At 72.6% G+C, this 26,951-nt stretch carries 24 protein-coding genes and 2 tRNA genes; 17 read left to right on the forward strand and 9 right to left on the reverse strand.

Annotation, left to right across the window (positions count from 1 at the left end; genetic code table 11):
* Positions 1–82: 82 nt before the first annotated feature.
* The 5 genes from ACIGO8_RS26435 (at position 83) to ACIGO8_RS26455 (ending at position 3,760) form a co-directional block, all read left to right on the forward strand.
* Positions 83–535 carry a VOC family protein gene (locus ACIGO8_RS26435; protein ID WP_399735499.1) on the forward strand — a complete coding sequence of 151 codons (453 nt, stop codon included), beginning with the start codon at positions 83–85 and terminating at the stop codon, positions 533–535.
* Between the two features lie 40 nt (positions 536–575).
* Positions 576–1,451 carry a pyridoxamine 5'-phosphate oxidase family protein gene (locus ACIGO8_RS26440; RefSeq protein WP_399735502.1) on the forward strand — a complete coding sequence of 292 codons (876 nt, stop codon included), beginning with the start codon at positions 576–578 and terminating at the stop codon, positions 1,449–1,451.
* A complete protein-coding gene (locus tag ACIGO8_RS26445; protein ID WP_399735505.1) occupies positions 1,448–2,002 on the forward strand; it encodes an HPP family protein in 555 nt (184 codons plus the stop codon). The genes ACIGO8_RS26440 and ACIGO8_RS26445 overlap by 4 nt, the downstream gene beginning before the upstream one ends.
* Before the next feature lie 28 nt (positions 2,003–2,030).
* Positions 2,031–2,498: an NUDIX hydrolase gene (locus tag ACIGO8_RS26450; protein WP_399735508.1), complete on the forward strand. Its 468-nt coding sequence runs from the start codon at positions 2,031–2,033 to the stop codon at positions 2,496–2,498.
* Between the two features lie 92 nt (positions 2,499–2,590).
* Positions 2,591–3,760, forward strand: coding sequence for a serine hydrolase domain-containing protein (locus tag ACIGO8_RS26455; RefSeq protein ID WP_399735510.1), 1,170 nt, complete (start codon positions 2,591–2,593; stop codon positions 3,758–3,760).
* Between the two features lie 13 nt (positions 3,761–3,773).
* Here ACIGO8_RS26455 and ACIGO8_RS26460 read toward each other — a convergent pair whose 3' ends face one another.
* Both ACIGO8_RS26460 and pepN read right to left on the reverse strand, forming a co-directional pair.
* Positions 3,774–4,604 (reverse strand): hypothetical protein, encoded by an 831-nt coding sequence (locus ACIGO8_RS26460; protein WP_399735512.1) that lies wholly within the window; start codon positions 4,602–4,604, stop codon positions 3,774–3,776.
* A 173-nt stretch (positions 4,605–4,777) separates the two neighbouring features.
* Complete coding sequence (gene pepN / locus ACIGO8_RS26465) at positions 4,778–7,324, reverse strand: aminopeptidase N (RefSeq protein ID WP_399735515.1); 2,547 nt, start codon at positions 7,322–7,324, stop codon at positions 4,778–4,780.
* 136 nt (positions 7,325–7,460) lie between these two features.
* On the opposite strand from pepN, the gene ACIGO8_RS26470 reads away from it, so the two are divergent.
* Positions 7,461–8,105, forward strand: coding sequence for a DsbA family protein (locus tag ACIGO8_RS26470; RefSeq protein ID WP_399735517.1), 645 nt, complete (start codon positions 7,461–7,463; stop codon positions 8,103–8,105).
* A gap of 121 nt (positions 8,106–8,226) precedes the next feature.
* On the opposite strand, the gene ACIGO8_RS26475 is transcribed toward ACIGO8_RS26470, so the two are convergent.
* The 3 genes from ACIGO8_RS26475 to ACIGO8_RS26485 all read right to left on the reverse strand — a co-directional run bounded on the left by ACIGO8_RS26475 (position 8,227) and on the right by ACIGO8_RS26485 (position 12,093).
* Positions 8,227–8,871 (reverse strand): superoxide dismutase, encoded by a 645-nt coding sequence (locus ACIGO8_RS26475; protein WP_399735521.1) that lies wholly within the window; start codon positions 8,869–8,871, stop codon positions 8,227–8,229.
* Positions 8,872–9,048: 177 nt separating this feature from the next.
* Positions 9,049–10,491 carry an amino acid permease gene (locus tag ACIGO8_RS26480; RefSeq protein ID WP_399735524.1) on the reverse strand — a complete coding sequence of 481 codons (1,443 nt, stop codon included), beginning with the start codon at positions 10,489–10,491 and terminating at the stop codon, positions 9,049–9,051.
* A 117-nt stretch (positions 10,492–10,608) separates the two neighbouring features.
* Positions 10,609–12,093 carry an amino acid permease gene (locus ACIGO8_RS26485; RefSeq protein WP_399735527.1) on the reverse strand — a complete coding sequence of 495 codons (1,485 nt, stop codon included), beginning with the start codon at positions 12,091–12,093 and terminating at the stop codon, positions 10,609–10,611.
* 264 nt (positions 12,094–12,357) lie between these two features.
* Between ACIGO8_RS26485 and ACIGO8_RS26490 the strand changes: the two genes are divergently transcribed.
* Positions 12,358–12,951, forward strand: a complete 594-nt coding sequence (locus ACIGO8_RS26490; RefSeq protein ID WP_399735530.1) for a biotin transporter BioY — start codon at positions 12,358–12,360, stop codon at positions 12,949–12,951.
* A 7-nt stretch (positions 12,952–12,958) separates the two neighbouring features.
* Here the strand turns inward: ACIGO8_RS26490 and ACIGO8_RS26495 are convergent, their stop codons facing one another.
* Together ACIGO8_RS26495 and ACIGO8_RS26500 are read right to left on the reverse strand one after the other, a co-directional pair.
* The gene (locus ACIGO8_RS26495; RefSeq protein WP_399735533.1) at positions 12,959–14,293 is read right to left on the reverse strand and encodes an FAD-binding oxidoreductase; all 1,335 of its coding nucleotides are present in this window, start codon (positions 14,291–14,293) and stop codon (positions 12,959–12,961) included.
* Between the two features lie 80 nt (positions 14,294–14,373).
* Positions 14,374–15,825 carry an amino acid permease gene (locus ACIGO8_RS26500; protein ID WP_399735535.1) on the reverse strand — a complete coding sequence of 484 codons (1,452 nt, stop codon included), beginning with the start codon at positions 15,823–15,825 and terminating at the stop codon, positions 14,374–14,376.
* Positions 15,826–16,042: 217 nt separating this feature from the next.
* Between ACIGO8_RS26500 and ACIGO8_RS26505 the strand changes: the two genes are divergently transcribed.
* Positions 16,043–16,537 carry a ribose-5-phosphate isomerase gene (locus ACIGO8_RS26505; RefSeq protein WP_399735538.1) on the forward strand — a complete coding sequence of 165 codons (495 nt, stop codon included), beginning with the start codon at positions 16,043–16,045 and terminating at the stop codon, positions 16,535–16,537.
* Positions 16,537–17,355, forward strand: a complete 819-nt coding sequence (locus ACIGO8_RS26510; protein WP_399735541.1) for an Fpg/Nei family DNA glycosylase — start codon at positions 16,537–16,539, stop codon at positions 17,353–17,355. Before ACIGO8_RS26505 ends, ACIGO8_RS26510 begins: the two co-directional genes overlap by 1 nt.
* A 22-nt stretch (positions 17,356–17,377) precedes the next feature.
* Here the strand turns inward: ACIGO8_RS26510 and ACIGO8_RS26515 are convergent, their stop codons facing one another.
* A complete protein-coding gene (locus ACIGO8_RS26515; protein WP_399735544.1) occupies positions 17,378–18,607 on the reverse strand; it encodes a GNAT family N-acetyltransferase in 1,230 nt (409 codons plus the stop codon).
* 107 nt (positions 18,608–18,714) lie between these two features.
* Between ACIGO8_RS26515 and ACIGO8_RS26520 the strand changes: the two genes are divergently transcribed.
* The 5 genes from ACIGO8_RS26520 to ACIGO8_RS26540 all read left to right on the forward strand — a co-directional run bounded on the left by ACIGO8_RS26520 (position 18,715) and on the right by ACIGO8_RS26540 (position 24,204).
* On the forward strand, positions 18,715–19,857 hold the full coding sequence (locus ACIGO8_RS26520; protein WP_399735547.1) for a PP2C family protein-serine/threonine phosphatase: 1,143 nt from the start codon (positions 18,715–18,717) through the stop codon (positions 19,855–19,857).
* A 326-nt stretch (positions 19,858–20,183) separates the two neighbouring features.
* On the forward strand, positions 20,184–20,954 hold the full coding sequence (locus ACIGO8_RS26525; RefSeq protein WP_399735550.1) for an ABC transporter ATP-binding protein: 771 nt from the start codon (positions 20,184–20,186) through the stop codon (positions 20,952–20,954).
* Positions 20,954–23,374, forward strand: a complete 2,421-nt coding sequence (locus ACIGO8_RS26530) for an FtsX-like permease family protein (protein WP_399735553.1) — start codon at positions 20,954–20,956, stop codon at positions 23,372–23,374. Before ACIGO8_RS26525 ends, ACIGO8_RS26530 begins: the two co-directional genes overlap by 1 nt.
* 5 nt (positions 23,375–23,379) lie before the next feature.
* Positions 23,380–23,841: an HD domain-containing protein gene (locus ACIGO8_RS26535; RefSeq protein ID WP_399735556.1), complete on the forward strand. Its 462-nt coding sequence runs from the start codon at positions 23,380–23,382 to the stop codon at positions 23,839–23,841.
* A 168-nt stretch (positions 23,842–24,009) separates the two neighbouring features.
* Positions 24,010–24,204, forward strand: a complete 195-nt coding sequence (locus tag ACIGO8_RS26540; protein ID WP_399735559.1) for a hypothetical protein — start codon at positions 24,010–24,012, stop codon at positions 24,202–24,204.
* Positions 24,205–24,254: 50 nt separating this feature from the next.
* On the opposite strand, the gene ACIGO8_RS26545 is transcribed toward ACIGO8_RS26540, so the two are convergent.
* Positions 24,255–24,328 (reverse strand) — tRNA-Gly (locus tag ACIGO8_RS26545).
* A gap of 131 nt (positions 24,329–24,459) precedes the next feature.
* Here ACIGO8_RS26545 and ACIGO8_RS26550 point away from each other — a divergent pair.
* The 3 genes from ACIGO8_RS26550 to ACIGO8_RS26560 all read left to right on the forward strand — a co-directional run bounded on the left by ACIGO8_RS26550 (position 24,460) and on the right by ACIGO8_RS26560 (position 26,945).
* Positions 24,460–24,536, forward strand: a tRNA-Pro gene (locus ACIGO8_RS26550).
* A gap of 148 nt (positions 24,537–24,684) precedes the next feature.
* Complete coding sequence (gene tig / locus ACIGO8_RS26555) at positions 24,685–26,064, forward strand: trigger factor (protein ID WP_399735562.1); 1,380 nt, start codon at positions 24,685–24,687, stop codon at positions 26,062–26,064.
* Positions 26,065–26,327: 263 nt separating this feature from the next.
* The gene (locus ACIGO8_RS26560; RefSeq protein WP_399735565.1) at positions 26,328–26,945 is read left to right on the forward strand and encodes an ATP-dependent Clp protease proteolytic subunit; all 618 of its coding nucleotides are present in this window, start codon (positions 26,328–26,330) and stop codon (positions 26,943–26,945) included.
* The last annotated feature ends 6 nt before the right edge of the window (positions 26,946–26,951 follow it).

Genomic DNA, 26,951 nt, shown 5'->3' on the forward strand with positions numbered 1-26,951 from the left:
GTTGCGCGCGACGGGATCTAACCTCTAAAGTCGTTGTGAGAGGTTAGCCACCGCCCGGAAGGCCCTCGGAAGGGGAACCGCCATGTCCATCGGCACGCTCAGCACCGCCCACATCGGCCTCAACGTCACCGACCTGGAGCGCTCGCTCGGCTTCTACGGAGACGTCCTCGGCTTCGAACTGATCGGCGAGGGCAAGGAGGAGGGCCGCCGCTACGCCTTCCTGGGCCAGGACGGCCGCCTCGTCCTCACCCTCTGGCAGCAGGCGGACGGCGCCTACGACTCCGGCCGCGCCGGCCTGCACCACCTCGCCTTCCAGGCCGAGTCCGCCGACCACCTGCGCGCGGCGGAGGCGGCCCTCACGGAGCGCGGCACGACCTTCGCCTACGAGGGCGTCGTCGCCCACGCCGAAGGCGCGTCCTCCGGCGGCATCTTCTTCCACGACCCGGACGGCACCCGCCTGGAGATCTCGGTCCCCCAGCTCGCCGACGACGCCGAAGCCCCCTCCGGCGCCGCTCCGACCTGCGGATTCTTCTAGAGGCCCCCGTCGCCCACCCGCCCGCACCTGAGGAGCACCCATGCGCGCGTACCACTCCGGCTCCGTCGCCGTGCAGGAGCGCGTCGGCGTCCGGCAGCTCGCCGACCACGTCGGCCGGTCCGTCACCGACGGCATCCGCCCCGTCGCCGCCGCCTTCCTCGAGGCGCAGCCGATGCTCGTCCTCGGCGCCCCCGACCGGCACGGCAGGATCTGGGCGCACCTGCTCACCGGCCGGCCCGGCTTCGCCCGGGCCGCCGGCCCGCACACCCTCTCCGTCGCGGCCGCGCTGCCCGACGGCACCGCCGACGACGCGCCCGTCGGCACGATCGTCCTCGACCCGCGCACCCGCCGCCGCATGCGGCTCAACGGCACCGCCCGCCGCAGCGCACGCGGCTTCACCGTCGAGGCGGACCAGGTCTTCTCCAACTGCCCCAAGTACCTCCAGCAGCGCGAGCTGTACGGCTTCGCCGGCACGCCGGCCCCCGAGGCCGGCGCCGCACGGCACGGCACCGTGCTCAGCCCCGGCCAGCAGCGCCTCGTCCGCACCGCCGACACCTTCTTCGTCGCCAGCGTCGCGCCCGACGGCGTCGACGCCAGCCACCGCGGCGGCAACCCGGGCTTCGTCACGCTCGTCTCGCCCACCGAACTGAGCTGGCCCGACTATCCGGGCAACGCCATGTTCCTCACCCTCGGCAACCTGGAGGCGGACGGCCGCGCCGGCCTGCTCTTCCTCGACTGGACCACCGGCACCACCCTCCAGCTCACGGGCCTCGCCCACACCGAGTACGGCCCCGAGGGCCGCGTGGTCCGCTTCCGCCTCGACCACGCCGTCGAAACCCCGGCCGCGAGCCCGCTCCGCTGGTCGCCGCCCGCATACTCCCCGGCCAACCCGCCCGTCCCGGAGGACCGCCCATGACGACCGCCCCGACCACCGCCGCCGCCGTCGCACCGCCCGCCCCGACCACCGCCGCCGCCGTCGCACCGCCCGCCCCGGCCGCCGCGCCCGCCCGCCCCCGCGCCCGCGTCCTGCTCGCGTCCACCGCCGTCAGCGTCACCGCCCTGCTCCTGCTCGTCGCCCTCGGCACCGTCCTCCACGAGCCGCTGCTCATCCCGCCGCTCGCCGCGAGCATGGCGCTCGTCGCGGGCGCGCCCGACCTGCCGCTCGCCCAGCCCCGCTCCGTCGTCGGCGGCCAACTCCTCTCCGCCCTCACCGGCTTCGCCGTGCTCACGCTCGCCGGGCCCGGACCGTGGGGCGCCGCGGTCGCCGGCGGCCTCGCCCTCGGCGTGATGGCCGCCGCCCGCACCCCGCACTCGCCCGCCGCCGCGACCGCGGTGATCGTGACCCTCCAGAATCCGCCGTTCTGGCTCTTCCTGGGCCTGCTCGCCCTCGCCGCCGTCCTCCTCGTCGCCACCGGCCTGGCCGGCGCCCGCCTCACGGGCCGCCGTTACCCCGCGTACTGGCTCTAGGCGGCGATAAAACCCCTAACCTCCCTTCATGAAGACCGAGTTGAGGGTGGCGGCCTACGCCGTGTGCGTACGGGACGGCGAGATACTCCTCGCCCGCTGGGTGACGAAGGACGGCGCCAGGCGGTGGACCCTGCCCGGCGGCGGCATGGACCACGGCGAGGAGCCCGTCCAGACCGTCGTACGGGAGGTGGCCGAGGAGACCGGATACACCGCCGAGCCCACCGCCCTCCTCGGCATCGACTCCATCCGCCGCAACTGGCTGCGCCGCCTCGGCGGGCCGGGCGACTGGCAGGGCCTGCGCATCCTCTACGAGGTCCGGATCACCGGCGGCGCCCTGCGCAACGAGACCGACGGCTCCACCGACCTCGCCGCCTGGCACCCGCTCGACTCCGTGACCTCCCTCGACCGCGTCGAACTCGTCGACATCGGGCTCCAACTCTGGCGCGACCGGCCGCCGTCGGGCCGCTCGCACCTCACCGATCCGGCGAACGGCTGAAAACGGCTCAACCGTCCCGAGCGGGCTCAACCCGCCGCACGTGCCGCGCGGTCCCCTCCCGTGACCGCACGAACGATCACGGGAGAGCCCGCATGACCGCCGCACGCACCGTCCGTACCGTCCTCGCCGCCGGCCTCGTGGCCGGCATCGCCGCCACCGCGCTCGCCGCGCCCGCCGTCGCCGCGCCCTCGGCCACGCCGCCGAAGCCCGCCGCCCGCCAGGCCGCCCACACCGCCACCCAGCAGGCCCTGGACGCGGCCGTCGCCGCGGGCGTGCCCGGCGCGGTCGCCCAGGCCCGCGACGGCAAGGACCGCTGGACCGGCACCGCCGGCGCGCGCAAGGGCGGCGACCGCTTCCGCGTCGGCTCCATCACCAAGACCTTCACCGCCACCGTCCTGCTCCAGCTCCAGGCCGAGGGCCGCCTCGACCTGGACGACCCGGTCGAGAAGTGGCTGCCCGGCGTGGTCCGGGGACACGGCCACGACGGCCGGAAGATCACCGTCCGCCAGCTGCTCAACCACACCAGCGGCATCTACAGCTACACCGAGGACACCGCCTTCCAGGAGAAGGTGTTCGGCCCCGGCTTCCTCCGGCACCGCTACGACACCTGGACCCCGAAGCAGCTCGTCGACGTCGCCATGGCGCACGAGCCGGACTTCGCCCCGGGCGCCTCCTGGAACTACTCCAACACCAACTTCGTGCTCGCCGGCATGGTCGTCGAGAAGGTCACCGGCCGCCCCTACGGCACCGCCGTCGAGAACCGGATCATCAAGCCCCTGAAGCTGCGCGCCACCACCGTTCCCGGCACGAAGTCCCGGATGCCGAAGCCGAACTCCGGCGCCTACTCCAAGCTCTCGCGCGAGACCGGAGGCCCGACCTACGACGTGACCGACCTGAACCCGAGCATCGCGGGCGCCGCCGGCGAGATGATCTCGGACTCCAACGACCTGCAGACCTTCTACCGCGCCCTGCTGAAGGGCCGGCTGCTGCCCGCGGCCGAGATGAAGGAGATGACGGACACCGTGCAGATCTCGCCCGAGCTGCCCGGCGTCGGCTACGGGCTCGGACTGATGCGGCAGAAGCTGAGCTGCGGCAAGGAGGTCTGGGGCCACGGCGGCGGCATCCACGGTTCCCACTCCGAGGCCCACGTGACCCGGAACGGCGAGCACTCCCTCGCCGGGAACTTCAACGCCGACTGGACGGGCGACACCCAGTCCGTCATCGAGGCGGAGTTCTGCGGCACCGCCCCGGCCGAGCGCTAGCCGTCGGCGGCCCTCAGCGGGGCAGGACGACGACGTAGGCGGCCGGCTGCCGGTCCGGCGCGGCCATCAGCGCCGTACGGACCACGGTCGCCTGCTGGTCCATCGCCTCGCGCAGCTTGCGCGGGGTGATGTGGACGACGGTGATGCCGAGCCGCTCCAGGTGCTCGCGCTTGCGCGTGTACTCCGACCACAGCGCGTCGTCGTCCTGCCGCGGCGCCCGGGTGTCCAGCTCCACCGCCACCGCCTGGTCCGGCCAGTAGGCGTCCACGCCGCCGAGGTGCGGGCCGCCCGGGAGCCGCAGGTCCACGTTCCACAGCGGGTCGGGCAGGGCGAACTCGCGCACCATCGCGTACAGCCGGTCCTCGGCGATCGAGCGGCCCTCGGCGAGCAGCGAGTCCACCGCGTCCACCACGTGCGGCCGGGTCAGCAGCCGCAGCCGGCTCAACTCACGGACCACCGCACCCGGTTCGCAGTGCCCGGCGCTCACCGCCTCGGTGAGCAGCCGGCGCACCACGCTCGCGTCGGACAGCGCCGAGACCGCGTCGGCGAGGGCCCGCGGGACCGGGGCGACCGGCAGCCCGTCGATCTCGACGGGCCGCGGCGGATCGGCGGCCCGCACCACCCGCACCTGACCGGTCGAACGCAGCCGACGGGTCCGCGGCACCAGGACGTCGACCCGGTCGATCATGCCGGCCGACGGAGCGGAGGCGAACCGGTGCAGCGACAGCGCCGCGAGCCCGGTGAGCATCGCCTCGGGGCGGGCGTGGCGGACGGCCTCGCGGAAGCGGTCGACGCCGGTGCGGGGGAGGGGAGGGACGGGAGCCTTGGGGGTGTTGTGGTTCATGCCGACGGTCTTCCGTCGTCCGGGGCCCGATTAACCGCTGTTGCAAGGGCGTTGCCCAATCCGGACAAGACCGCACTAAAGTACGCGCGTTCGAGTGCCGAGGTACGACGGCCCCCGGCGGTGCGCGCACCGCCGGGGGCCGTCCTCACTGTCCGCTCATACGACGGACGCGGCTACTCCGCGCGCCCGTCGCACTCCTGCGCCCGCAGCGCCCGCGCCAGGTCGTCGCGCGCCTCCAGCACGAGACGGCGCAGCGCCGGCGCCGCGTCCGCGTGGTCCGCGAGCCAGGCGTCGGTCGCCGCCAGCGTCTCCGGGCGGTCCTGCAGGCCCGGGAACAGGCCGCGCACGACGTCCATGCCGATCTGGATGGACCGGTCCGCCCAGATCCGCTCGATCACCGCGAAGTACTTCTCCGCGTACGGCGCGATCAGCTCGCGCTGCGAGGGCCGCACGAAGCCCGCGATCGTCGCCTCCACCAGCGCGTTGGACAGCGCGTCCGACTCGACGACCTGCGCCCAGGCCTGCGCCTTGACCGCCGCCGAGGGCCGCGCGGCCAGGCAGCGCACCTGGTGACGCTTGCCGGTGGCCGTGTCGTCCCGCTCCAGCTCGGCGCCGATCCGGGCCTCGTCCGCGCGGCCGTGCGTGGCCAGCGGCTCCAGGAACGCCCAGCGCAGCTCCTGGTCCACGACCAGCCCGTCGATCGCGGCCGAGCCGTCGAGCAGACCTTCCAGGAGCTGGAGGTCGGCGTCCGAGGAGGCCACCGCGGCGAAGAAGCGCGCCCAGGTCAGCTGGTGCTCGCTGCCCGGCTCGGCCAGGCGCAGCTCGCGCAGGCCGCCCTCGGCGAGCAGCCGCCCGCCCTCGGCGCGCCGGTCGGGCGCCGCGTAGTGGGTGACGGCCGACCGCGCCCAGGCGTGCACCATCTGCAGCACGCCGATGTCGGTCTCGCGGCCCGCGAAGTCGAGCACCACCCGCAGGAAGTCGCGGGCGGGCATCAGGCCGTCGCGGGTCAGGTTCCACAGCGCCGACCAGCACAGGGCGCGGGCCAGCGGGTCGGTGATGTCGCCGAGGTGGCCGCGCAGGGTGGCCAGCGAGCCCTCGTCGAAGCGGACCTTGCAGTAGGTCAGGTCGTCGTCGTTGACCAGGACCAGGTCCGGCTTCTCGGCACCGGCGAGGTCGGCCACGACGGTGCGCGCGCCCACGATGTCGGCCTCGGCACGCGCGTACCGCACCAGCTCGCCACCCGAGAGCCGGTAGAGGCCGACGGCGGCGCGGTGCGGACGCAGCTCGTCGCCGTCCTGCAGGACGGCCAGCTCGGTGATCCGGCCCTCGGCGTCGTAGGTGACGACGGGCGTGAGGGTGTTGACCCCGGAGGTCTGCAGCCAGGACTTCGCCCAGGCCTTCATGTCCCGGCCGGAGGTCTCCTCCAGGACGGACAGGAGGTCGCCCAGGCGCGTGTTGCCGTAGGCGTGGCGCTTGAAGTAGCGGCGCGCGCCCTCCAGGAACGCGTCCCGGCCCGCGTACGCCACCAGCTGCTTGAGGACGGAGGCGCCCTTGGCGTAGGTGATGCCGTCGAAGTTGAGCTTGGCGTCCTCCAGGTCACGGATGTCGGCCGTGATCGGGTGGGTGGACGGCAGCTGGTCGGCGCGGTACGCCCAGGACTTGCGGTTGTTGGCGAAGGTCACCCAGCTGTTGGTGAAGCGGGTGGCCTCGGCCAGCGAGAAGGAGCCCATGAAGTCGGCGAAGGACTCCTTCAGCCACAGGTCGTCCCACCACACCATGGTGACCAGGTCGCCGAACCACATGTGGGCCATCTCGTGCAGGATCACGTTGGCCCGGCGCTCGTACGCCGCCTGCGTCACCTTGCCGCGGTAGATGTACTCCTCGCGGAAGGTGACCATGCCCGGGTTCTCCATCGCGCCGAGGTTGTACTCGGGGACGAAGGCCTGGTCGTACTTCCCGAAGGGGTACGGGTAGTCGAAGTTGTCGTGGAAGAAGTCGAAGCCCTGCTTGGTGATCAGGAAGACGTCGTCCGCGTCGAAGTGCCGGGCGAGCCCCTTGCGGCACATCGCGCCCAGCGGGATCTCGATGTCGCCGCGCTTGTAGGTGTCGGTCACGTAGTGGTACGGGCCGGCGACGACGCACGTGATGTACGTGGAGATCGGCGCCGTCTCGGCGAACCGCCACACGCCGTCGGCGTCCTGCTCGCCCACGCCGTTGGACCAGACCGTCCAGCCCTCGGGCGCGGTCACCTCGAAGCGGTAGGGCGCCTTGAGGTCGGGCTGCTCGAAGTTGGCGAAGACGCGACGGGCGTCGGCCGGCTCGTACTGCGTGTAGAGGTAGACCTCGCCGTCCTCCGGGTCGACGAAGCGGTGCATGCCCTCGCCGGTGCGGCTGTAGGCGCACCGGGCGTCGACGACGAGCACGTTCTCGTCGGCCAGCCCGTCGAGGGTGATCCGCGAGCCGTCGAAGACGGCCGCCGGGTCGAGCGCCCGGCCGTTGAGGGTGACCGCGGTGACGGACGGGGCGATCAGGTCGACGAAGGTGGTGTCGCCCGTGCCGGTGCGGCGGAAGCGCAGGGTGGTCACCGAGCGGAAGGTGCGCACGCCCTCCCCGGACTCGCCGACCGCCGACCGCAGGTCGAGGGCGACCTCGTACCCGTCGACGGACAGCAGCTCGGCCCGCTCGCGGGCCTCGTCGCGGGACAGATTCTCACCGGGCACGGTCACTCCTTCGTGGCTCGTTCGAAACAGCACCGATCCTGCCATGTGCCACTGTCGCCCGGCACCGGGGGAATGCGCCGGGCCGCCGTGGCGTTCCGCCTTCTGGCGTAAATCGCATCCATCGCTGAGGAGTGACATGTCCGAGAGCAGGACCACCGCCGACTTCTGGTTCGACCCGCTGTGCCCGTGGGCGTGGATGACCTCCCGCTGGATGCTCGAGGTGGAGAAGGTCCGCCCGGTCGACGTCCGGTGGAAGGTGATGAGCCTCGCCGTCCTCAACGAGGACAAGCTGGACGAGCTTCCGGAGGAGTACCGGGAGATGCTGGAGACCAAGGCCTGGGGCCCGGTCCGGGTGGTCGTCGCCGCCAAGGAGCTGCACGGCGACGACGTCGTCGGCCCGCTCTACACCGCGCTCGGCACCCGCTTCCACAACAAGGGCGAGGGCCCGACCCGCGAGGCCATCGAGGGCGCCCTGACCGACGTCGGCCTGCCCGCCGACCTCGTCGAGTACGCCGACAAGGACGTGTACGACCGCGAGCTGCGCGCCTCCCACAAGGAGGGCATCGAGAAGGTCGGCCAGGACGTCGGCACGCCGGTCATCGCGGTTCCCGGCCCGGACGGCACCGAGGTCGCCTTCTTCGGCCCGGTCGTCACGCCCGCGCCGCAGGGCGAGGAGGCGGCCAAGCTGTGGGACGGCACGCTTCTGGTGGCCTCGATTCCCGGCTTCTACGAGATCAAGCGCACCCGCACCAAGGGCCCGGACTTCTCCAACCTGGGCTGAGCGCGCACGGAAGAACCCCCGCGATTCACGTCATCGCGGGGGTTCTTCGTCTTTCCGCCTGCGGGTGAAGGTTGAGAAGACGATCACGAGCAGGACGATCGTGGGGCGGGAGCGGGCGCCCTCAGAACGAGATCAGCGGCACCGAGGCCTTGGCGGCCTGGTAACGCCTGTTCACGTCCTGCCAGTTGACGACCTGCCACATGGCCTCGATGAAGTCGACCTTCTGGTTCTTGTACTGCAGGTAGAAGGCGTGCTCCCAGGCGTCGAAGACCAGGACCGGCACCGAGCCCTGGCCGACGTTGCCCTGGTGGTCGTAGACCTGCTCGACGATGAGGCGGCCGCTGATCGGCTCGTAGGCGAGCACGCCCCAGCCGGAGCCCTGGGTGGTGGCGGAGGCCTTGGTCAGCTGGGCCTTGAACTTGGCGAAGGAGCCGAAGGACTCGGTGATCGCGTCGGCGAGGTCGCCGACCCCGTCGGCGGCCAGCGGCTCGCCGCCGCCTCCGTCCTTCGGGCTGTTCATGTTGTTCCAGTAGATGGAGTGCAGGATGTGGCCGGAGAGGTGGAAGGCCAGGTTCTTCTCCAGGCCGTTGATCGCGCCCCACTGCTCCTTGTCGCGGGCCTCCTCCAGCTGCTCCAGCGTGTCGTTCGCACCCTTGACGTAGGCGGCGTGGTGCTTGTCGTGGTGCAGCTCGATGATCTGCGGATTGATCACCGGCTCCAGCGCCGCGTAGTCGTACGGCAGCTCCGGAAGTGTGTAGATCGCCATGTGCCGAGCCCTTCGACTGACTGCTTGTTGCAAACTATATGCAAGTGCAGGCTAGCAGCAGGTGCGGGCGGAAGATCATCAGCCCTTGGACCTAGGCCGCTGGTCCAGGCAGCACGAAGCCCCGCCGGGCGCATGCGCCCGGCGGGGCTTCGTGCGTCGGAGTGACGGGGGAGCGGGTCAGGCCTTGTCGGCCACCGCGTCCCGGGTGAGGGCGTCCTCGACGGCCGCGTCCTCGGCCACCGCCGCGGTCGCCGTCTCGCCGCGGTCACCGCGCGCCTTCTGCAGCGCGAAGCCGGCCACCGCGAGCACCAGCGTCAGGGCGCCGGTGTAGTACAGCTGGACGCGGGTGCCCTCCTCGCGGGCCATCAGGACGAAGATCGCGGCCATGCCGGCCAGCGCCACCCAGGTCAGCACCGGGAAGGCCCACATCTTCACGACCAGCTTCTCGGGCGCCTCGCGCTCGGTCCGCCGGCGCAGCACCAGCTGGGAGGCGGCGATGAAGAACCAGACGACGAGGATGATCGCGCCGATGGTGTTGAGCAGCCAGATGAAGGCCTTGTCCGGCGACCAGTAGCTCAGCAGCACACAGCCGAAGCCGACGACGCAGGAGACCAGGACGGCCGGGCGCGGCACGCCGCCGTACAGCCGGCCGAGCGCCTGCGGGCCCTGGCCGCGGGCGACCAGTGAGCCGGCCATGCGGGAGGCGCCGTAGATGTTGGCGTTCATCGCCGACAGCAGCGCGACCAGGACGACCACGTTCATGATCTGGCCAGCCGCCGGAATGCCCAGGTGGTCGAGGGTGGCGACGTAGGGGCCCTTCTCGACGACCGCCTTGTCGCCCCACGGGACGAGCGTGACGATGACCGCCATCGAGCCGATGTAGAAGAGCGCGATGCGCCACATCGCCGTACGGACGGCCTTGGCGACGCCCTGCACCGGGTGCTCGGACTCGGCCGCGGCGATGGTGACGGTCTCCAGACCGCCGTACGCGAAGACCGAGGCGAGCAGGCCGACGATCAGGCCTTCGGAGCCGTGCGGGAAGAAGCCGCCGGCGCCGGTGAGGTTGGCGGTGCCGGGCGCGTCGGTGCCGGGCAGGACGCCGACGATCGCGAGCACGCCGATGCCGAGGAAGAGGACGATCGCGCCGACCTTGAGCGCGGCGAACCAGAACTCGAACTCGCCGAAGTTCTTCACCGCCGCCAGGTTCGTGCCGCAGAACACCACCATGAAGAGGGCCACCCAGGCCCATTCGGGGGTGCCCGGGAACCAGCCGGTCATGATCTTCGCGGCGCCGATGCCCTCCAGGCCGACCGCCACGCAGAGCAGGAACCAGAAGGCCCAGCCCGCCGTGAAGCCGGCCCACGGGCCGAAGGCGCGCTCGGCGTGGACGGAGAAGGAACCGGAGGCGGGATTCGCCGCCGACATCTCGCCCAGCATCCGCATCACCAGCATGACGAGCACACCGGAGATCGCGTACGCGACGACGATGGACGGGCCGGCCGCGGCGATACCCGCGCCCGAGCCGACGAAGAGGCCGGCGCCGATGACGCCGCCGAGGGCGATCATCGAGAGATGGCGCTGCTTGAGACCGGGGGACAGGCCCGCGGTGGTCCGGGACATGGGCGAACCCTGTTCAGTAGCCGAGACGGGGAGGGTGGGCCACAGTCTGTGGGGCCGCACCGCTCACAGGGAACGGATGTCCGCTATACGAGCACGACCTTCACACAAGGTGAAGAACTAGTTCCCCTTCGTGTACGGCGTGTGTGCGGCGGACTCCGCGGCGTCCCCGCCCGTCCCCGCACCGCCCGTCCCCGCACGGCCCGCGCCCTCGCCGGCCGCCCGCCGCCCCGCGCGCAGCTCCCGCAGCCCGGCCACCGCCAGCACCGCCGCCGTCGCCCCGCTCGACCACAGCACCTGCGGCCGCGCCCCGTCGTCCAGGAGCATCAGCACCAGCACCGCCGCCATCGCCGCGAGCGCGGCCCAGGTCAGCCACGGGAAGCCCCACATTCGCAGGGACAGCGTCCCGGGCGCCTCGCGCTCGATCCGCCGCCGCAGCCGCAGCTGCGAGACCGCGATCAGTGCCCACACGAACAGCAGCACCGCGCCGACCGCGTTGAGCATGTAGAGGAAGACGGAATCCGGCCACTTGAGATTGAGCAGCACGGAGACGAAGCCGAACGCCACCGACGCCAGCACCGCCCGCCGCGGCACACCGCCGCCCGACACCGCGAGCAGGCCCCGCGGCGCCTCGCCGCGCTCGGCCAGCGAGAACACCATCCGCGAGGAGCCGTACAGATTGGCGTTGAGCGCCGAGAGCAGCGCCACGAACACCACCACGTTCATGATCTGCCCGGCCGCCGGCACGCCGATCGCGTCCAGGACCGCCACGTACGGGGACTCGCCCGGCCGCATCGCCGTCCACGGCAGCAGGGTCACGATCACCAGCATCGAACCCACGTAGAAGAAGAGGATCCGCCACACCGCGCTGCGCACCGCCCGCGCCACGTTGCGCGCCGGATCGTCCGATTCGGCCGCCGCGATCGTCACGACCTCCAGACCGCCGAACGCGAAGACGACCGCCAGGACGCCCGAGACCACGCCCGACCAGCCGTGGGGCAGGAAGCCGCCGTTCCCGGTCAGGTGGGTGAGCCCCACCGGATCCGTGTCCGGCAGCACGCCCGTGATCGCGAGCACGCCGAGGAGGAGGAAGAGGACGATCGCGCCGACCTTGAGCGCGGCGAACCAGAACTCGAACTCGCCGAAGTTCTTCACCGCCGCCAGGTTCGTGACCGTGAACACCACCATGAACAGCAGCACCCAGCCCCACTGCGGGACACCCGGCGCCCAGCCGTGCGCGATCCGCGCCGCGCCGGTCGCCTCGACCGCGAGCACCACCACCAGCAGGAACCAGTACAGCCAGCCCACCGAGAAGCCCGCCCAGCGGCCCAGCGCCCGCTCCGCGTGCACCGAGAAGGCGCCCGAGGCCGGCATCGCCGCCGACATCTCGCCCAGCATCCGCATGATCAGCATCGCCAGCGCGCCCGCGATCAGGTACGACACGACGATGCCGGGGCCCGCGACCGCGATGCCGGCGCCCGAGCCCACGAAGAGGCCCGCGCCGATCACACCGCCGAGCCCCAGCATCGTGAGGTGACGCTGCTTCAGCGCGGGGGACAGGGGCTCTCGTCCGGCGTCCGGAAGAGGCGGCGGGGCGTCGTGCATGGGGAGGCTCGTGCTCTGGGAGGTTTATGGAGACCCCACAGTCTCTCCTGTCGTCGTCCCATGGCGCAAAAAGGACCACTTGGCAGGAGTGCCCAGTGACCAGCGTCACGTGGCGCCGGGCGGGAACCGCGGGCTTTGTTTGATCTCCACGAAGGGCTCAACCTCCGCTTTGTGGGCGGCTGATGGTGATCGGCCGCTCACTCCTGGCATACGGTCGAGCCTGACCGCCCTGTCCCCTTGTCCCCGTCACCCCGCGGAGTACCGATGAGCACCGCCGCCGCCCCCGTCTCCTCCCTCCGGTCCGGAACGGTTCTGGCCGACCTGATCCCGGCGAGCCGCGTCCGCGACCTCGCGCTGGTCGTCGGCGGCGCCGCGCTGACCGGCCTCGCCGCCCAGCTGTCCGTCACCGTCCCCGGCTCCCCGGTCCCGGTCTCCGGCCAGACCTTCGCCGCGCTGCTCGTGGGCACCGCCCTCGGCGCCCGCCGCGGCTTCCTGGCCCTCGGCCTGTACGCCGTCGCCGGAATGGCGGGCGTGCCGTGGTTCGCCCAGGCCTCCTCCGGCTGGTCCATGCCGTCCTTCGGTTACATCCTCGGCATGGTGCTCGCCGCCACCGTCGTCGGCGCCCTCGCCCGCCGCGGCGCCGACCGCTCGGTGGCGCGCACGGCCGGCGCGATGGTGCTCGGCTCCGCGATCATCTACGCGGTCGGCGTGCCCTACCTGGCGCTGTCCACCGGCATGACGGCCGGTCAGGCCGTCGCCGCCGGCCTCACCCCGTTCCTCGTCGGCGACGCGCTCAAGGCGGCCCTCGCCATGGGCGCCCTGCCGGCCTCCTGGAAGCTGATCGGCCGCAAGGGCTGAGCCCTCCTCACGCCCTTTCGAAGAGGTTCGCCGGGTCGAGTTCCCTCTTGACCGCGGCGAGCCTCTTCGCCGTTCCGGCGTCGTACAGGCCCTCCCGGCGCTCCCGGTCGCCGAAGGCGAAGTTCACCGCACGGCCGAGCGTCCGGGGCGCCAGGACCTCGGCGACGCGCGCGTGCAGCCGCCGGACGGGCGCCGGGCCCTCGGCGTCGAGCGGGTAGAGCGCGCGCACCAGCCAGGCGGCCTCGCGGTACGGCACGGAGTTCGGCGCGCCTTCGCCGAGCGCGCCGCCCAGGTGGTTGAGCTGCACGACCGCCATCCGCCCGGCCTGCGGGCCGGTCAGCCACAGCACCTCGGCGAGCGCGTCCGGGTCGAGCGCGTCGAGCAGGAGTCCGTCGCCCCAGTAGGCGTGCGGGACGTCCGGGTCGGCGTGGATCGTGTGGCTCTCGGCGTACGGGAGTTCCCGCAGCGAGTCGGACAGCGCGGGCCCGGCCTCCCGCAGCGGCGCCACCAGCCGCTCGCCCTCGCTCGCGTCGCCGGTGAAGGCGACCCGCACCGAGAGCACGTACCGGCCGCGCAGGTGCGGCGGCAGCGCGGGCAGGTCCGGGTAGACCAGGGCGGCGAGCGAGGAGGTCAGCGTCCTCGGCAGCTCGGCCGTCCAGCGGGCGTAGGTCCGCAGCAGCGCGGCCGGGTCGACGACCGCGCCGTCGAAGGCGAGCGAGCCGCCGTAGAGCCGGGCGGCCGGCACCAGGCCGACCTCGACGGAGGTGACCACGCCGAGCCCGTGCCCGCCGCCGAGCACCGCCCCGAAGAGCTCGTCGCGCGGTGTGAGGCGCCGCAGGGTGCCGTCCGCCGTCACCAGGTCGAGGGCGCGGACGTGGTCGGCCGCCCAGCCGTAGGTGCGGCCGAGGATGCCGAGGCCGCCGCCGAGGAGGTAGCCGGCCACGCCGACGCCCGGCGAGGAGCCGTTCAGCGGCGCGAGGCCGTGCGGCGCGGCGGCCTCGACGACCTGGCCCCAGCGGGCCCCGGCGCCGACCCGCGCGGTGCGGGCCGCCGGGTCGACGACGACCTCGTCCATGCGACGGGTCAGGAGCAGCAGCCCGCCCTCGACGGGTCCGCCGCGGCCGTGGCCGGTGGACTGCACGGTGACCGTGAGCCCGTGCGCGGCGGCGTACCGGACGGCGGCGCGGACGTCGTCGGGTCCGGCGGCCTCGACGACCCGGTCGGGCCGCACGGGGAAGGCGGTCTGGAAGCCGGCGAGGTCGGCGAGGTCGGCGTGGTCGGTGAGGACGGCGGCGTCGGTGAGGCCGGTGATCTGGGCGTCGGACAGGGAGGCGTCGGACATGGAAAGGCTCTCCGTTCCCGAGGTGGTCGGTGTGCGGAGAGCCTTCCGTGGATACCTGACAGCGTCCGTCAGGTATGGATTCAGATCTTCTCGAGCTCCGAGGACGACTTCTGGATCCGGTCCTTCACGAGGCCGATGGCGAGCACCAGCGCGGCCACGAGCAGCGAGAGCACGACCTGCTCCCGGTTGCTGCCGCCGTCGTAGACCATGTAGCCGAGCACGAAGACGATCATGGCGGCGGTGGCCCAGGTCAGGTACGGGAAGAGCCACATCTTCACGACGAGCTTCTCGGGCGACTCGCGCTGGATGATCCCGCGCATCCGCAGCTGGGTCACACAGATGACCAGCCAGACGAAGAGGGCGACGGCGCCGGAGGAGTTCAGCAGGAAGGCGAAGACGGTGTCGGGCCACTTGTAGTTGAAGAAGACCGCGACGAAGCCGAAGGCCACCGAGGCGAGGATCGCCGTCGTCGGCACACCGCGCGCGTTGGTGCGGGCGAACGCCTTGGGCGCGTCACCGCGCTGGCCGAGCGAGAAGGCCATCCGGGAGGCGGTGTAGAGGCCCGAGTTGAGGCAGGACAGCACGGCGGTCAGGACGATCACGTTCATGACCTGGCCGGCGTGCGGGATGCCGATGGAGTCCAGCGCGGCGACGTACGAGCCCTTGTCGACGATCGACTTGTCGTTCCACGGCAGCAGGGTGAGGACGACGAAGATCGAGCCCAGGTAGAAGACGCCGATCCGCCAGATGACGCTGTTGGTGGCCTTGGTGACGGCCCGCTGCGGGTCCTCCGACTCGCCGGCCGCGAGGGTGACGATCTCGCTGCCCATGAAGGAGAAGACGACCATCAGGACACCGGTGAGGATCGCGCCCGCGCCCATCGGGAAGAAGCCGCCGCTGTCGGTGAGGTGCGCGAAGCCGGCGCCCGGGTTGTCCGAGCCGGGCAGCACGCCGAAGACGGCGAGCAGGCCGACGACGACGAAGGCGGCGATGGCGACGACCTTGATGCCGGCGAACCAGAACTCGAACTCGCCGTACGAGGAGACCGAGGCCAGGTTGGTGGCGGTGAGCACCACCATCACGATGAGCGCCCAGCCCCACTGCGGGACGGCCGGGATCCAGCTCTCCAGGATCTTGGCACCGGCGGTCGCCTCGACGGCGAGCACGACGACCCAGAAGAACCAGTACAGCCAGCCGATGGTGAAGCCGGCCCAGCGGCCGAGCGCCTGGTCGGCGTAGGCCGAGAAGGAGCCGGAGGAGGGGCGGGCGGCGGCCATCTCGCCGAGCATCCGCATCACGAAGACGACCATGGCGCCGACGAGCGCGTAGGACAGCAGGATGGCGGGGCCGGCCGCGGCGATGCCGGAGCCTGAGCCGACGAAGAGGCCGGCGCCGATGACTCCGCCGATGGCGATCATCGACAGGTGGCGGTTCTTCAGTCCTGCCTTGAGGCCGTTGCCGTCGGACTGCTGGGAATCACCGGTGGTTCCGGTGTTCCCGCCTTCCTTCGCCAGGGTCGGCTGCGTGTTCATGAACGCTTCCTTCGGTGTGGGGGCAAGCTCGGGTCGCGAGCTGGAGACATGAAACCGGGTGACCGGGAAGTACGGAAGAGTTGATTCCGGATCGTGATTCAGGACATAAGGTCCGGACCAGCCGTGATCCGGGCCGGACGAGCCGTGATCAGGGCCCCGACGCGGGTCGCGACCCCGCTGACCGATACCCCGCCCCCGGCGTGCCACACTCGGAACCATGCGCGTGTACCTCGGCTCCGACCATGCCGGCTTCGAACTCAAGAACCACCTCGTCGAGTGGCTGAAGGCCCACGGCCACGAGCCCGTCGACTGCGGTCCCCACATCTACGACGCCCAGGACGACTACCCGCCGTTCTGCCTGCGCGCCGCCGAGCGGACGGCCGCGGACCCGGACAGCCTCGGCATCGTGATCGGCGGCTCCGGCAACGGCGAGCAGATCGCCGCGAACAAGGTGAAGGGAGTGCGCGCCGCCCTCGCGTGGAGCGTGCAGACCGCCGCCCTCGGCCGCGAGCACAACAACGCCAACGTCGTCGCCATCGGCGGCCGCATGCACACCCAGGACGAGGCCACCACCTTCGTCGAGGTCTTCCTCAAGACCCCGTACTCGGGTGACGAGCGCCACACCCGCCGCATCGACATGCTGAGCGCGTACGAGACCACCGGCGAGCTCCCGCCGATCCCGGCCCACCACCCGGAGGAGCCCACCGCCTGATGCCCGAAGGGCACACCATCCACCGGCTGGCCGCCGACTACCGGGAACGGTTCGGCGGCCGGCCCGTGCGCGTCACCAGCCCGCAGGGCAAGTTCTCCGACTCCGCCGCCCTCCTCGACGGCACGGTGCTCGCCCGCACCGAGGCGCACGGCAAGCACCTCTTCCTCGGCTTCACCGGCGACGAGTGGGTCCACATCCACCTCGGCCTCTTCGGCAAGGTGACCTTCGGGTCCACCGCCGGCGCCCCGGCCCCGCCGCCCACCGACACGGTCCGGCTGCGGCTCGCCCACCCCGACGCGTACGTCGACCTGCGCGGCCCGACGACCTGCGCGCTCGTCACCGACGGCGAGAAGCGCGCGATACACGAGCGCCTCGGCCCCGACCCGCTGCGCGACGGCGACGACCCGGCCAAGGCGTGGCGGCGGATCTCCCGGTCCCGCACCACCATCGCCGCCCTGCTCATGGACCAGAAGGTCATCGCCGGCGTCGGCAACGTCTACCGCGCCGAGGTCCTGTTCCGGCACGGCATCGACCCGTACCGGGCGGGCAAGGACCTGACCGAGCGCGAATGGCGCGCGATCTGGGACGACCTGGTGACGCTGATGCGCGAAGGCGTGCGCCTCAACCGCATCGACACCGTCCGCCCCGAGCACACGCCCGAGGCGATGGGCCGCCCGCCGCGCGTCGACGACCACGGCGGCGAGGTGTACGTCTACCGCCGGGCCCTGATGCCCTGCCACATCTGTGGCGGCGAGATCCGCACCGCCGACCTCGCCGCCCGCAACCTGTTCTGGTGCCCCGGCTGCCAGCAGGCCTGAAGGATCGCCCGGCGGCCGGTGGCTAGAACCCGTGCGGCAGCCAGGGCGCCACCGGCCACCCGAACGCCACGGACGCCTCCGTCAGCGCGCCCTCGCGCAGCTCCCGCACCCGCCCGGCCGCGGCGAGCGAGAGCAGCGACACCCCGCCCAGATACGCCGAGCCCAACTCCCGTACCGACAGGGCGAGATCCGGCTCGTCGTCCGTACGGACGCAGGACGCGCCCTTGACGTCGCCCGTCAGCCGCCAACGCCCCGCGTTCCACGGACAGAAGGCGTCCTCGACCTCGAACACCACGTCCACCGGAGCCTGGTACGTCCGCGCCTCCAGCGCCGCGCCCACGTCCACGAGCCGCAGGAACAGGTCCTCCCGCAGCGTCGGCTCGCAGCGCCGGATGTCCGACACCAGGTGCTGCCACCCGTCGTCCACCGGACGGCTGCGGACCTCCACCCGCGAGGTCAGGTCCACCGTGCACAGGAACCGCCACAGCGCCGCCTCCGCCACCGGGTCCAGACCCGCCAGCCGCTGCACCGCGACCACGCCCTCCGGACCCGCCCAGGACCACTTCGGCTTGATCGCGTAGTGCGCGTACCCGACGACCTCGCCGTCCCGCTCCGCGAGCACGCACTGCCGCGGCGACGCGCCCTCCCGCTCGCCCGGCGGGTCGAGCAGCGCCAGCCGCTCCCAGCCCGGCCGCCGCTCCAGCATCCCGGGCCGGCCCGGCACCAGCCGCGCGTACACCGCCTCGCAGGCCTCCAGCGCCTCCGCCGGCGTCGTCACCCGCAGCGCCACCTCGTCCGTGCCCTCCGGCAGCGTGAGCCGCACCCGGGTCGTGTCGATCACCGCCCGCGCGGTGAACGTGGCCACGCCGTAACCGAACCGCCCGTAGATCGCCGCCTCCGAGGCGGTCAGCACCGCGAGCGGCTCCCGCCTGGCCCGCACGTCGTCCAGCTGCCGTCGCATCATCGAGGTGAGGATCCCGCGCCGCCGGTGCGTCCCGGCCACGCCCACCATCGTCACCCCGGCCGCCGGCACCACCGCGCCGCCCGGCACCGTCAACCCGAACGAGAACGCGCCCGCCGTACCGACACAGCGGTCACCGTCCCAGGCACCCAGCGACCGCTCGGGCTCGGTCAGCTCCTGCCAGAGCGCCCGCTCCTCGTCCGCCTCCCGGACACCGCCGAACGCCAGCTCGAGCACCGCGTACCAGGCGTCCCATCCGGCAGGGTCGAGGACCCGCAGTTCAGTCGTCATATGCCATCGATATCAGCGCCCCACGACCCGACGCGACCCGATTTCGAATGCAATGTCACCCGGGTCCCCCTGCACGAGCTCCGACCGTGTGGATAGGGTCCAGCCCCATGGGACGTCGCCGAGTGGACTCGTACGCGGCCCGGACACGCAGACGCGCGCTCCGGGCCCGTACCGCGCTGCGCCGGTCCGCCGTCGACTACTTCCGCGGCGACGGCTCCGACTGGGTCGCCCTCGCGGGCCTGCTCCTCACCGTCCCCGCCATCGCCGTCGGCACCCTCGTCAACCCGGTGTGGTGCTCGCCCGTCGCCCTCGTCCTGCCGATCGTCGCCGGCGGCCTGATCCTGCGCCCCGCCAGCCTCCTCGGCCTGTACGCGGCGGCCGCCTCCGCGCTCATCGTCGAGTCCGTCGTCCTCGGGCCCTACACCCAGGGCCCCGCCCGGGTCACACCCGGCACCGTCCTCGTCGTCGCCGCGTGCGGACTCTTCGGCCTGCTCATCGCACAGTTCCGGGCCCGCGTCGGCGTGCCCTGGCGGCGCGGCGGCACCATGCTCTTCGACCTGCGCGAACGCATCCGGGTCCAGAGCGCGCTGCCCCGCCTCCCGGCCGGCTGGCACCGCGAGATGGCGCTGCGCCCGGCCGGCGGCCAGTCCTTCTCCGGCGACTTCGTCGTCGCCGCCCGCACCCACGGCGGCCGCACCCTGGAAGTCGTCCTCACCGACGTCTCCGGCAAGGGCATGGACGCCGGCTCCCGCGCCCTGCTGCTCTCCGGCGCCTTCGGCGGCCTCCTCGGCTCCCTCCCGCCGCACGCCTTCCTGCCCGCCGCCAACGGCTATCTGCTGCGCCAGGACTGGGACGAGGGCTTCGCGACCTCCGTCCACCTCGTCCTCGACCTGGAGTCCGGCGACTACGAACTCCTCTCCGCCGGACACCTGCCCGCGCTCCAGCTCCACGCCGGCACCGGACGCTGGGAGGAGCAGACCGCCGAAGGGCCGCTGCTCGGCGTCTACGACGGCGCCGAGTTCCACCCGGTCAAGGGCTCCCTGCGCCCCGGCGACGTCCTGATGCTCTTCACCGACGGCCTCGTCGAGAGCGCCGACCGCGACATCGCGGAGGGCATCGACCGCCTCACCGGCGAGGCCGACCGCTACGTCGCCAGCGGCTTCGAGGGCGCCGCCTGGCACCTCATCGAGGCCTGCGCCAAGGACGTCAACGACGACCGTGCACTGCTCCTGATCAGCCGCAAGGCATAGGTCGTGTCCGGAAAGTCCCGCCTGGCCCGCGACGCCCGGCACGCACTCCCCCGTAGCCCTTCGGGCACGGGAGGTGCCCCCATGCCGCGTTGTCGTCGGTCGCCATGGCTCCGCCATTGTCTCCCTCCTCCGCCTTGCGATCGCACGCACCGGACGCCGCGGCCCCTGCCCTTCGGGCAGACGACGCTACTTTCCGGACACGACCTAGTCCGGATCCTGGCAGGGTGGGGACAGCCCCACCCAAGATCCACCGGCCGCCGTCATGGCTCCCGCCCCGCCCCGCTCCGTACGTTCGACAGGACGACCACGAACGTACGGAGGAACTCATGGCCCGGGACGCCGCCACCACGACGGCAGCCGTCGAACTCACCGGAGTACGACGCCAGTACGGCAAGGGGCACCGCGCCGTGCACGCCCTGCGCGGCATCGACCTCAGCCTCCCGCACGGCAGCTTCACCGCCGTCATGGGCCCGTCCGGCTCCGGCAAGTCGACCTTCCTCCAGTGCGCCGCCGGACTCGACCGCCCCACCGCCGGATCCGTCCGGCTCGGCGGCACCGAACTCACCCGCCTCGGCGAGAACCAGCTCACCCGGCTGCGCCGCGGCCGCATCGGCTTCGTGTTCCAGGCCTTCAACCTGCTGCCCTCGCTCACCGTCGAGCAGAACGTCCTGCTCCCGCTGAGGCTCGCCGGCAGCCGCCCCGACCGGCAGCGCGCCGCCGAGGTCCTGGCCCAGGTCGGCCTCGGCGACAAGGGCGCGCGCCGGCCGTCCGAGCTGTCCGGCGGCCAGCAGCAGCGGGTCGCCGTCGCCCGGGCCCTCGTCACCCGGCCCGACGTGATCTTCGGCGACGAACCGACCGGCGCCCTGGACACCACGACCGCCGCCGAGGTCCTCGCCCTGCTGCGCGGCGCCGTCGACCGGCTCGGCGCCACCGTCGTCATGGTCACCCACGACCCCGCGGCCGCCGCCTACGCCGACCACGTCCTCTTCCTCGCGGACGGCGCCCTCGCCGACCGGCTGCCCCGGTCCGCACCGGCCCGGATCGCCGCCCGCATGACCGCGCTCACCGCCTCCGCCCGGCTCGGGGCGGCCGCCTGATGTTCCGCACCAACGGCCTCGCCCGCGCCGCCGTCCGCTTCAAGCCGTCCTCCTTCGTCGGCACCTTCGTCGCCCTGCTGCTCGCCGCCGCCGTCGTCTCCGGCTGCGGTCTGCTCCTGCAGACCGGCCTCACCGCCTCCGTCCCGCCCGGCCGCTACGCCGGCGCGCCCGTCGTCGTCGCGGCCGACCAGCGGGTGCACACCACCGTCGACCGGGGCGGCGAGCGCGAGACCGTCCACGCGGCCGTCCCCGACCGCGCCCGCCTCGACGCCTCCCTCGTCCGCACCGTCGCCGGCGTCCCGGGCGTCGCCCACGCCGCCGCCGACGTCAGCTATCCCGTACGCGACGCGTCCGGCGCCCCGCTCACCGCGTCCGGCTGGGGCTCCGCCGCCCTCACCGGCACCCGCCTCGCCACCGGCCGGGCCCCGGGCCCCGGCGAGGCGGTCGCGGGCGGCGGCCACGCGCGCGTCGGGCAGCGGATCACCCTGGACACACCCGCCGGCCGCACCACCCTCACCGTCTCCGGCACCACCACCGAAGCCGGCGTCCTGCTCTCCGACGCGCAGGCGCTCGCCCTCTCCGGCCGTCCCCGGCTCGTCGACGCCGTCGTCGTCCGGCCCGAGGACGGCACCGCCCCCGGCACCCTCGCCGAGGCCCTGGACCGCGCCCTGCACGGCAGGGCGGAGGTGTACACCGGAGACCGGCGCAGCCTCGCCGAAGGGGCCGAACTGCCCGCCGCCAAGGAGCTGCTGACCGCGCTCGGCGGATCCTTCGGCGGCACCGCCACCCTCGTCGCCGTCTTCACCGCCGCCGGCACCGTCGCGCTCTCCGTGAGCCAGCGGGCCCGCGAGTTCGCCCTGCTGCGGGCGATCGGCGCGACCCCGCGCCAGCTGCGGCGCTCCATCGCCACCGAGTCCCTGCTGCTCGCGCCGCTCGCCGGCGCCCTCGGCTGCCTGCCCGGCCTCGCCCTCGCCACCTGGTGGTTCGGGCAGCTCCAGGACAAGGGCGCCGTTCCTCCCGGCGTACGGCTCGACACCGGCCCGCTGCCGTTCTGCGCCGCGGTCCTCGCCGTCGTCCTGACCGCCCTGGCCGGCGGACTCGTCGCCGCCCGCCGCCCGGCCCGCATCCCGCCCGGCAGCGCCCTCGCCGAGGCGCAGACCGAGCGGCGTGCGGCCGGCCCCGTCCGTACCGCGTTCGGCGTGGCCGCCCTGGCCGGCGGCACCGTGCTCGCCGGTGTCGCGGCCGCCCTGTCCGGCGAGGACGCCGCCCACGCGGCACTCGGCGTCGTCATGCTGTTCATGCTGGCCGTCGCCCTGCTCGGCCCGCTCGTCGCCCGGCTCTGCGCGGCCCTGTTCGGTCTGCCGCTGCGCGCCTCCGGCGCCGCCGGGCACCTCGCCGCCGCCAACTCCCGCGGCAACGCGCGCCGGCTCGCCTCCGCGATCACCCCGATCGTCCTCGCCATGGCCTTCGCGTCGACCCTCGTCTTCCTGCACACCAGCACGGACCGGGCGACCGAGCACCAGCAGCGGGCCGGCGTCGTCGCCGACCACGTCGTCACCGCGCCGGCCGGCCTTCCCGTCGACGCCGCCGAGCGGGCCGCCCGCCTCCCGGGCGTCACCGCGGCCGTCACCGTCCAGCACACCGGCGTCCTGCTGCCCGACGGCGACGCGGGCTTCCGCGGCGCCACCGCCCAGGCCGTCTCCGCCGATCCCACGCCCGTCCTCGACCTCGACGTGCGCACCGGCTCGCTCGCCGCCCTGCGCCCCGGCACGGTCGCCGTCGACGCCCACCTCGCCGACGCGACGGGGGTGCGTCCCGGGCAGCGCCTCGACCTGAGGCTGCCCGACGGCCGCCCGGCCTCGCCGCGGGTCGTCGCCACCTACGGCCGCGGCCTCGGCCTCGCCGAGATCACCCTGCCCGCCGCCGACCTGGCCGGCCACGTCACCGCCCCGTACGCCGGGGAACTGCTCGTCCGCGGCGGCCGGCCCGCCGCTCTCGCGGCCCTCGGCACGGTCACCGACGCCGCCGGCCGGGCCGCGGCCCAGAGCCGCGACCGCGCGCTCAACGCCTGGGCCAACACCACCATGGCCGCGGTGCTCGGCGGCTTCGCCGCCGTCGCCGCCGTCAACACCCTGGTGATGACCGTCCTCGACCGGCGCCGCGAACTGCGCACCCTCCGCCTCGTCGGCACCACCCGCCGCCAGGTGCTGCGCATGATCCGCTGGGAGTCCCTGCTCGTCAGCCTCGCGGGCCTCGCCCTCGGCACCGGGATCGCCCTGGCCACCCTCGTGCCCATGACCCACGGCCTGACCGGCGAGGGCCCCTACATCCCGCCGCTGCTGTACGGATCCTTCGCCGGCGCCACCGTCCTCCTCGGCCTCGCGGCCACCGCGCTGCCCGCCCGGGCGGCACTACGCTGACCGCCATGGCCGCCACCCCGTACCTCTCCCTCGCCGAGATCGAGGCGATCGCCGTCGCCGCCCACGCCGGTCAGACCGACAAGGCCGGCCGGCCCTACGCCGAGCACCTGCGGGCGGTGGCGGACGGGGTGCGGGAAAGGGGCGGCAGCCCGGCGCAGATCGCGGCGGCGTGGCTTCACGACGCCGTCGAGGACGACGCCCTGTCCGAGACCTGGCTGGCCGGGGCCGCGCTGCCGGACGGGACCAAGGCGATGGTCCTCGCCCTCACCAAGCGGCCCGGCGAGGCCCTGGAGGACTACACCCGTCGCATTCTGGCCACACCCGGCGCCCTCCTGGTCAAGGAGTCCGACCTCGCCCACAACGCCGACCCGGACCGCCTCGCCGCCCTCGACGCGCCCACCCGCCGGCGGCTGACCGCCAAGTACGCACGCGTACGCGCCCTGTTGGGACTCGACACGCCGAACTGATCCGGCGGATCGGCGCGATATTCGTCACGCCCGGCCGATTGTGCCCTGGACGATTCGTCACCCGTCGCTCCTGGGCAGGAAGTTGGTGGCACGATAGATGCGGCGGGGGTGCTCTGTGACGCGCGCTCCCGGGCGGCAAGGCGGGACCGACCGAGGGTGTGATCAGTTGTGGCCATTTCACTGTCCGTGGTGCTGCTGTTGGCGATCATCATGGTGGTGCTGATCCGCGGCGGAAACCTGAAGGCCGGCCCGGCCGTCGTCGCGGTGCTCTTCGGCTTCTTCCTGGCCTCCACCGGCATGGCCGACGACATCCAGCGCTTCCTCGACTCGATAACCAACACGATCGGGTCCATCAAGTTCTGAGGGCGTACGACGAAGGCCCGCCGGACGGTGTCCGGCGGGCCTTCCTCGCATGGAGCGGGCGACGGGAATCGAACCCGCGTAGCTAGTTTGGAAGACTAGGGCTCTACCATTGAGCTACGCCCGCGAGCACGCGCCACGGGTGATCACCGCGCGGCACGGACGCCATCGTAGCGGGTCGCGGCGGCTCCTCGCACGTCCCTCGGAAACAGGGGGCGTCGCACCGTCTCCGTCCATGTACCCTACGTGTCGCACCGACGGGGTGTGGCGCAGCTTGGTAGCGCGTCCGCTTTGGGAGCGGAAGGCCGTGGGTTCAAATCCCGCCACCCCGACCAGCCATGATCACGTTGTGGGGCGCCTGGCGCTTGCGGTTACTATGCAAGCTGCGTGCCCGTGTGTCTCTCTGACCGGGCCGATCGGCCGGAACCGCCCCCGCGGGTGGTGCAGCCGGAAACCAGAATCAGTCACCAAGGAGACCGAACCGTGAAGAGCGCCGTGGAGACCCTGAACCCGACCCGGGTTCGGCTCACTGTCGAGGTGCCCTTCGAGGAGCTCAAGGACAGCCTCGACGCGGCGTACAAGAAGATCAACCAGCAGGTCACGGTCAAGGGCTTCCGCAAGGGCAAGATCCCCGCGCGCGTCATCGACCAGCGGTTCGGCCGCGGTGCGGTGCTGGAGGAGGCCGTCAACGACGCGCTTCCGAAGCTCTACACCGAGGCGGTCAACGAGGCCGAGGTCAACCCGCTGGGTCAGCCCGAGGTCGACATCACGGAGCTGAAGGACGGCGAGAAGCTGGCCTTCACCGCCGAGGTCGACATCCGCCCGGCCATCGAGATCCCGGACTACTCCGGCATCGAGGTCGAGGTCGACGCCGTCGAGGTCACCGACGAGGACGTCGAGAAGTCCGTGGAGCAGCTGCGCGAGCGCTTCGCCTCCACCAACCCGGTCGAGCGCGCCGCCGCCGAGGGTGACGTCGTCACCATCGACCTCGAGGCCAAGGTCGACGGCGAGGTCCTGCCCGACGGTGTCGCCGAGGGCGTCTCGTACACCATCGGTTCCGGCGAGCTGCTCGACGGCATCGACGAGGCCGTCACCGGCCTCGAGGCCGGCGGCGAGGCCACCTTCACCTCGCAGCTGAAGGGCGGCTCCGCCGAGGGCAAGGACGCCGAGGTCACCGTCAAGGTCACCGCCGTCGCCGCCCGCGAGCTCCCCGAGCTGGACGACGAGTTCGCGCAGATGGCGTCGGAGTTCGACACCCTCGACGAGCTCAAGGCCGACAGCCGCAAGCGCCTCGAGAACATGAAGCAGTTCGACCAGGCCACCCAGGCCCAGGAGCGCGTCCTCGAGGCCCTCCTGGAGCTGGCGGAGATCCCCGTTCCCGAGAAGCTCCTCGAGGACGAGATCAACACCCGCAAGCACAACCTGGAGCACCACCAGCTCGGTCAGATGGGCCTGACCCTCGAGAAGTACCTGGAGTTCCAGGGCAAGACGGTCGAGGAGTTCGAGGCCGAGACCAAGGAGCAGGCGGTCAAGGGCATCAAGACCCAGTTCATCCTCGACGAGCTGGTCAACAAGGAGAAGCTGAACGTGGACCAGGAGGAGCTCACCGAGCACCTCATGCGCCGCGCCGCCTCCTCCGGCATGTCCCCCGACCAGTTCGCCCAGGCCGTCGTCCAGGGCGGCCAGGTGCCGATGCTGGTCGGCGAGGTCGCCCGCGGCAAGGCCCTCGCGGTCGTCGTCGAGGCCGCCACGGTCAAGGACACCAACGGCGAGGTCGTCGACCTGTCCGACGAGGACGACGAGCAGGCCACCGAGACGGTCGAGGCCGTCACCGGCGACGCCGAGGTCTCCGAGGAGAAGTAAGGCTCACCGGGCGGCCCCAAGCCCCCGCTGAACCCCGCGCCACGGGCCCGGACGCACTTGCGGTGCGCCCGGGCCCGTGGACGTACCAGGACCCCTCCGTGGCCCTTTTATGCGCGGCCAACTACCTTGCGCTCCCAGCGAACAGTTCGGGAACCGGGATGGCGCCCGCCGACCAGCGCGTTAGGGTCCATGAATACGAGGGCACTGCCTTCTGAACGAGACGCGAGACGGCCCGGGGCCGTCGGAGACGAGCAGGTGGATACGTGACGAATCTGAAGCCTTACGCCGCGGGTGAGCCGTCCATCGGTGGCGGCCTCGGCGACCATGTCTACAACCGGCTGCTCGGCGAGCGCATCATCTTCCTCGGCCAGCAGGTCGACGACGACATCGCCAACAAGATCACCGCGCAGATGCTCCTCCTGGCCGCCGAGCCGGAGAAGGACATCTTCCTCTACATCAACAGCCCCGGTGGCTCGGTGACGGCCGGCATGGCCGTCTACGACACCATGCAGTACATCCCGAACGACGTCGTCACCATCGGCATGGGCATGGCGGCCTCGATGGGCCAGTTCCTGCTCACCGGCGGCACCCCCGGCAAGCGCTTCGCGCTGCCGAACACCGACATCCTGATGCACCAGGGCTCCGCCGGCATCGGCGGCACCGCCTCGGACATCAAGATCCAGGCCGAGTACCTGCTGCGCACGAAGAAGCGCATGGCCGAGATCACCGCGCACCACTCCGGCCAGACCGTCGAGGCGATCATCCGCGACGGTGACCGCGACCGCTGGTTCACGGCGGAGGAGGCCAAGGAGTACGGCCTCATCGACGACATCATCACGCACGCCGCGGGCGTTCCCGGCGGCGGCGGCACGGGCGCCTGAGCCCGG

Source organism: Streptomyces sp. NPDC053493 (genome assembly GCF_044544825.1).
Taxonomy (GTDB): Bacteria; Actinomycetota; Actinomycetes; order Streptomycetales; family Streptomycetaceae; genus Streptomyces.

Excerpts from the sequence above, each read along its gene's own strand:
- ACIGO8_RS26440 (WP_399735502.1), top strand. The coding sequence starts at position 576 with ATGCGCGCGTACCACTCCGGCTCCGTCGCCGTGCAGGAGCGCGTCGGC.
- ACIGO8_RS26535 (WP_399735556.1), top strand. The coding sequence starts at position 23,380 with ATGGCCGCCACCCCGTACCTCTCCCTCGCCGAGATCGAGGCGATCGCC.
- ACIGO8_RS26505 (WP_399735538.1), top strand. The coding sequence starts at position 16,043 with ATGCGCGTGTACCTCGGCTCCGACCATGCCGGCTTCGAACTCAAGAAC.
- ACIGO8_RS26480 (WP_399735524.1), bottom strand. The coding sequence starts at position 10,491 with ATGTCCCGGACCACCGCGGGCCTGTCCCCCGGTCTCAAGCAGCGCCAT.
- ACIGO8_RS26525 (WP_399735550.1), top strand. The coding sequence starts at position 20,184 with ATGGCCCGGGACGCCGCCACCACGACGGCAGCCGTCGAACTCACCGGA.
- ACIGO8_RS26510 (WP_399735541.1), top strand. The coding sequence starts at position 16,537 with ATGCCCGAAGGGCACACCATCCACCGGCTGGCCGCCGACTACCGGGAA.
- ACIGO8_RS26515 (WP_399735544.1), bottom strand. The coding sequence starts at position 18,607 with ATGACGACTGAACTGCGGGTCCTCGACCCTGCCGGATGGGACGCCTGG.
- ACIGO8_RS26455 (WP_399735510.1), top strand. The coding sequence starts at position 2,591 with ATGACCGCCGCACGCACCGTCCGTACCGTCCTCGCCGCCGGCCTCGTG.
- ACIGO8_RS26530 (WP_399735553.1), top strand. The coding sequence starts at position 20,954 with ATGTTCCGCACCAACGGCCTCGCCCGCGCCGCCGTCCGCTTCAAGCCG.
- ACIGO8_RS26500 (WP_399735535.1), bottom strand. The coding sequence starts at position 15,825 with ATGAACACGCAGCCGACCCTGGCGAAGGAAGGCGGGAACACCGGAACC.
- ACIGO8_RS26475 (WP_399735521.1), bottom strand. The coding sequence starts at position 8,871 with ATGGCGATCTACACACTTCCGGAGCTGCCGTACGACTACGCGGCGCTG.
- ACIGO8_RS26485 (WP_399735527.1), bottom strand. The coding sequence starts at position 12,093 with ATGCACGACGCCCCGCCGCCTCTTCCGGACGCCGGACGAGAGCCCCTG.
- ACIGO8_RS26460 (WP_399735512.1), bottom strand. The coding sequence starts at position 4,604 with ATGAACCACAACACCCCCAAGGCTCCCGTCCCTCCCCTCCCCCGCACC.
- ACIGO8_RS26470 (WP_399735517.1), top strand. The coding sequence starts at position 7,461 with ATGTCCGAGAGCAGGACCACCGCCGACTTCTGGTTCGACCCGCTGTGC.
- ACIGO8_RS26435 (WP_399735499.1), top strand. The coding sequence starts at position 83 with ATGTCCATCGGCACGCTCAGCACCGCCCACATCGGCCTCAACGTCACC.
- ACIGO8_RS26495 (WP_399735533.1), bottom strand. The coding sequence starts at position 14,293 with ATGTCCGACGCCTCCCTGTCCGACGCCCAGATCACCGGCCTCACCGAC.
- ACIGO8_RS26490 (WP_399735530.1), top strand. The coding sequence starts at position 12,358 with ATGAGCACCGCCGCCGCCCCCGTCTCCTCCCTCCGGTCCGGAACGGTT.
- ACIGO8_RS26520 (WP_399735547.1), top strand. The coding sequence starts at position 18,715 with ATGGGACGTCGCCGAGTGGACTCGTACGCGGCCCGGACACGCAGACGC.
- ACIGO8_RS26445 (WP_399735505.1), top strand. The coding sequence starts at position 1,448 with ATGACGACCGCCCCGACCACCGCCGCCGCCGTCGCACCGCCCGCCCCG.
- ACIGO8_RS26450 (WP_399735508.1), top strand. The coding sequence starts at position 2,031 with ATGAAGACCGAGTTGAGGGTGGCGGCCTACGCCGTGTGCGTACGGGAC.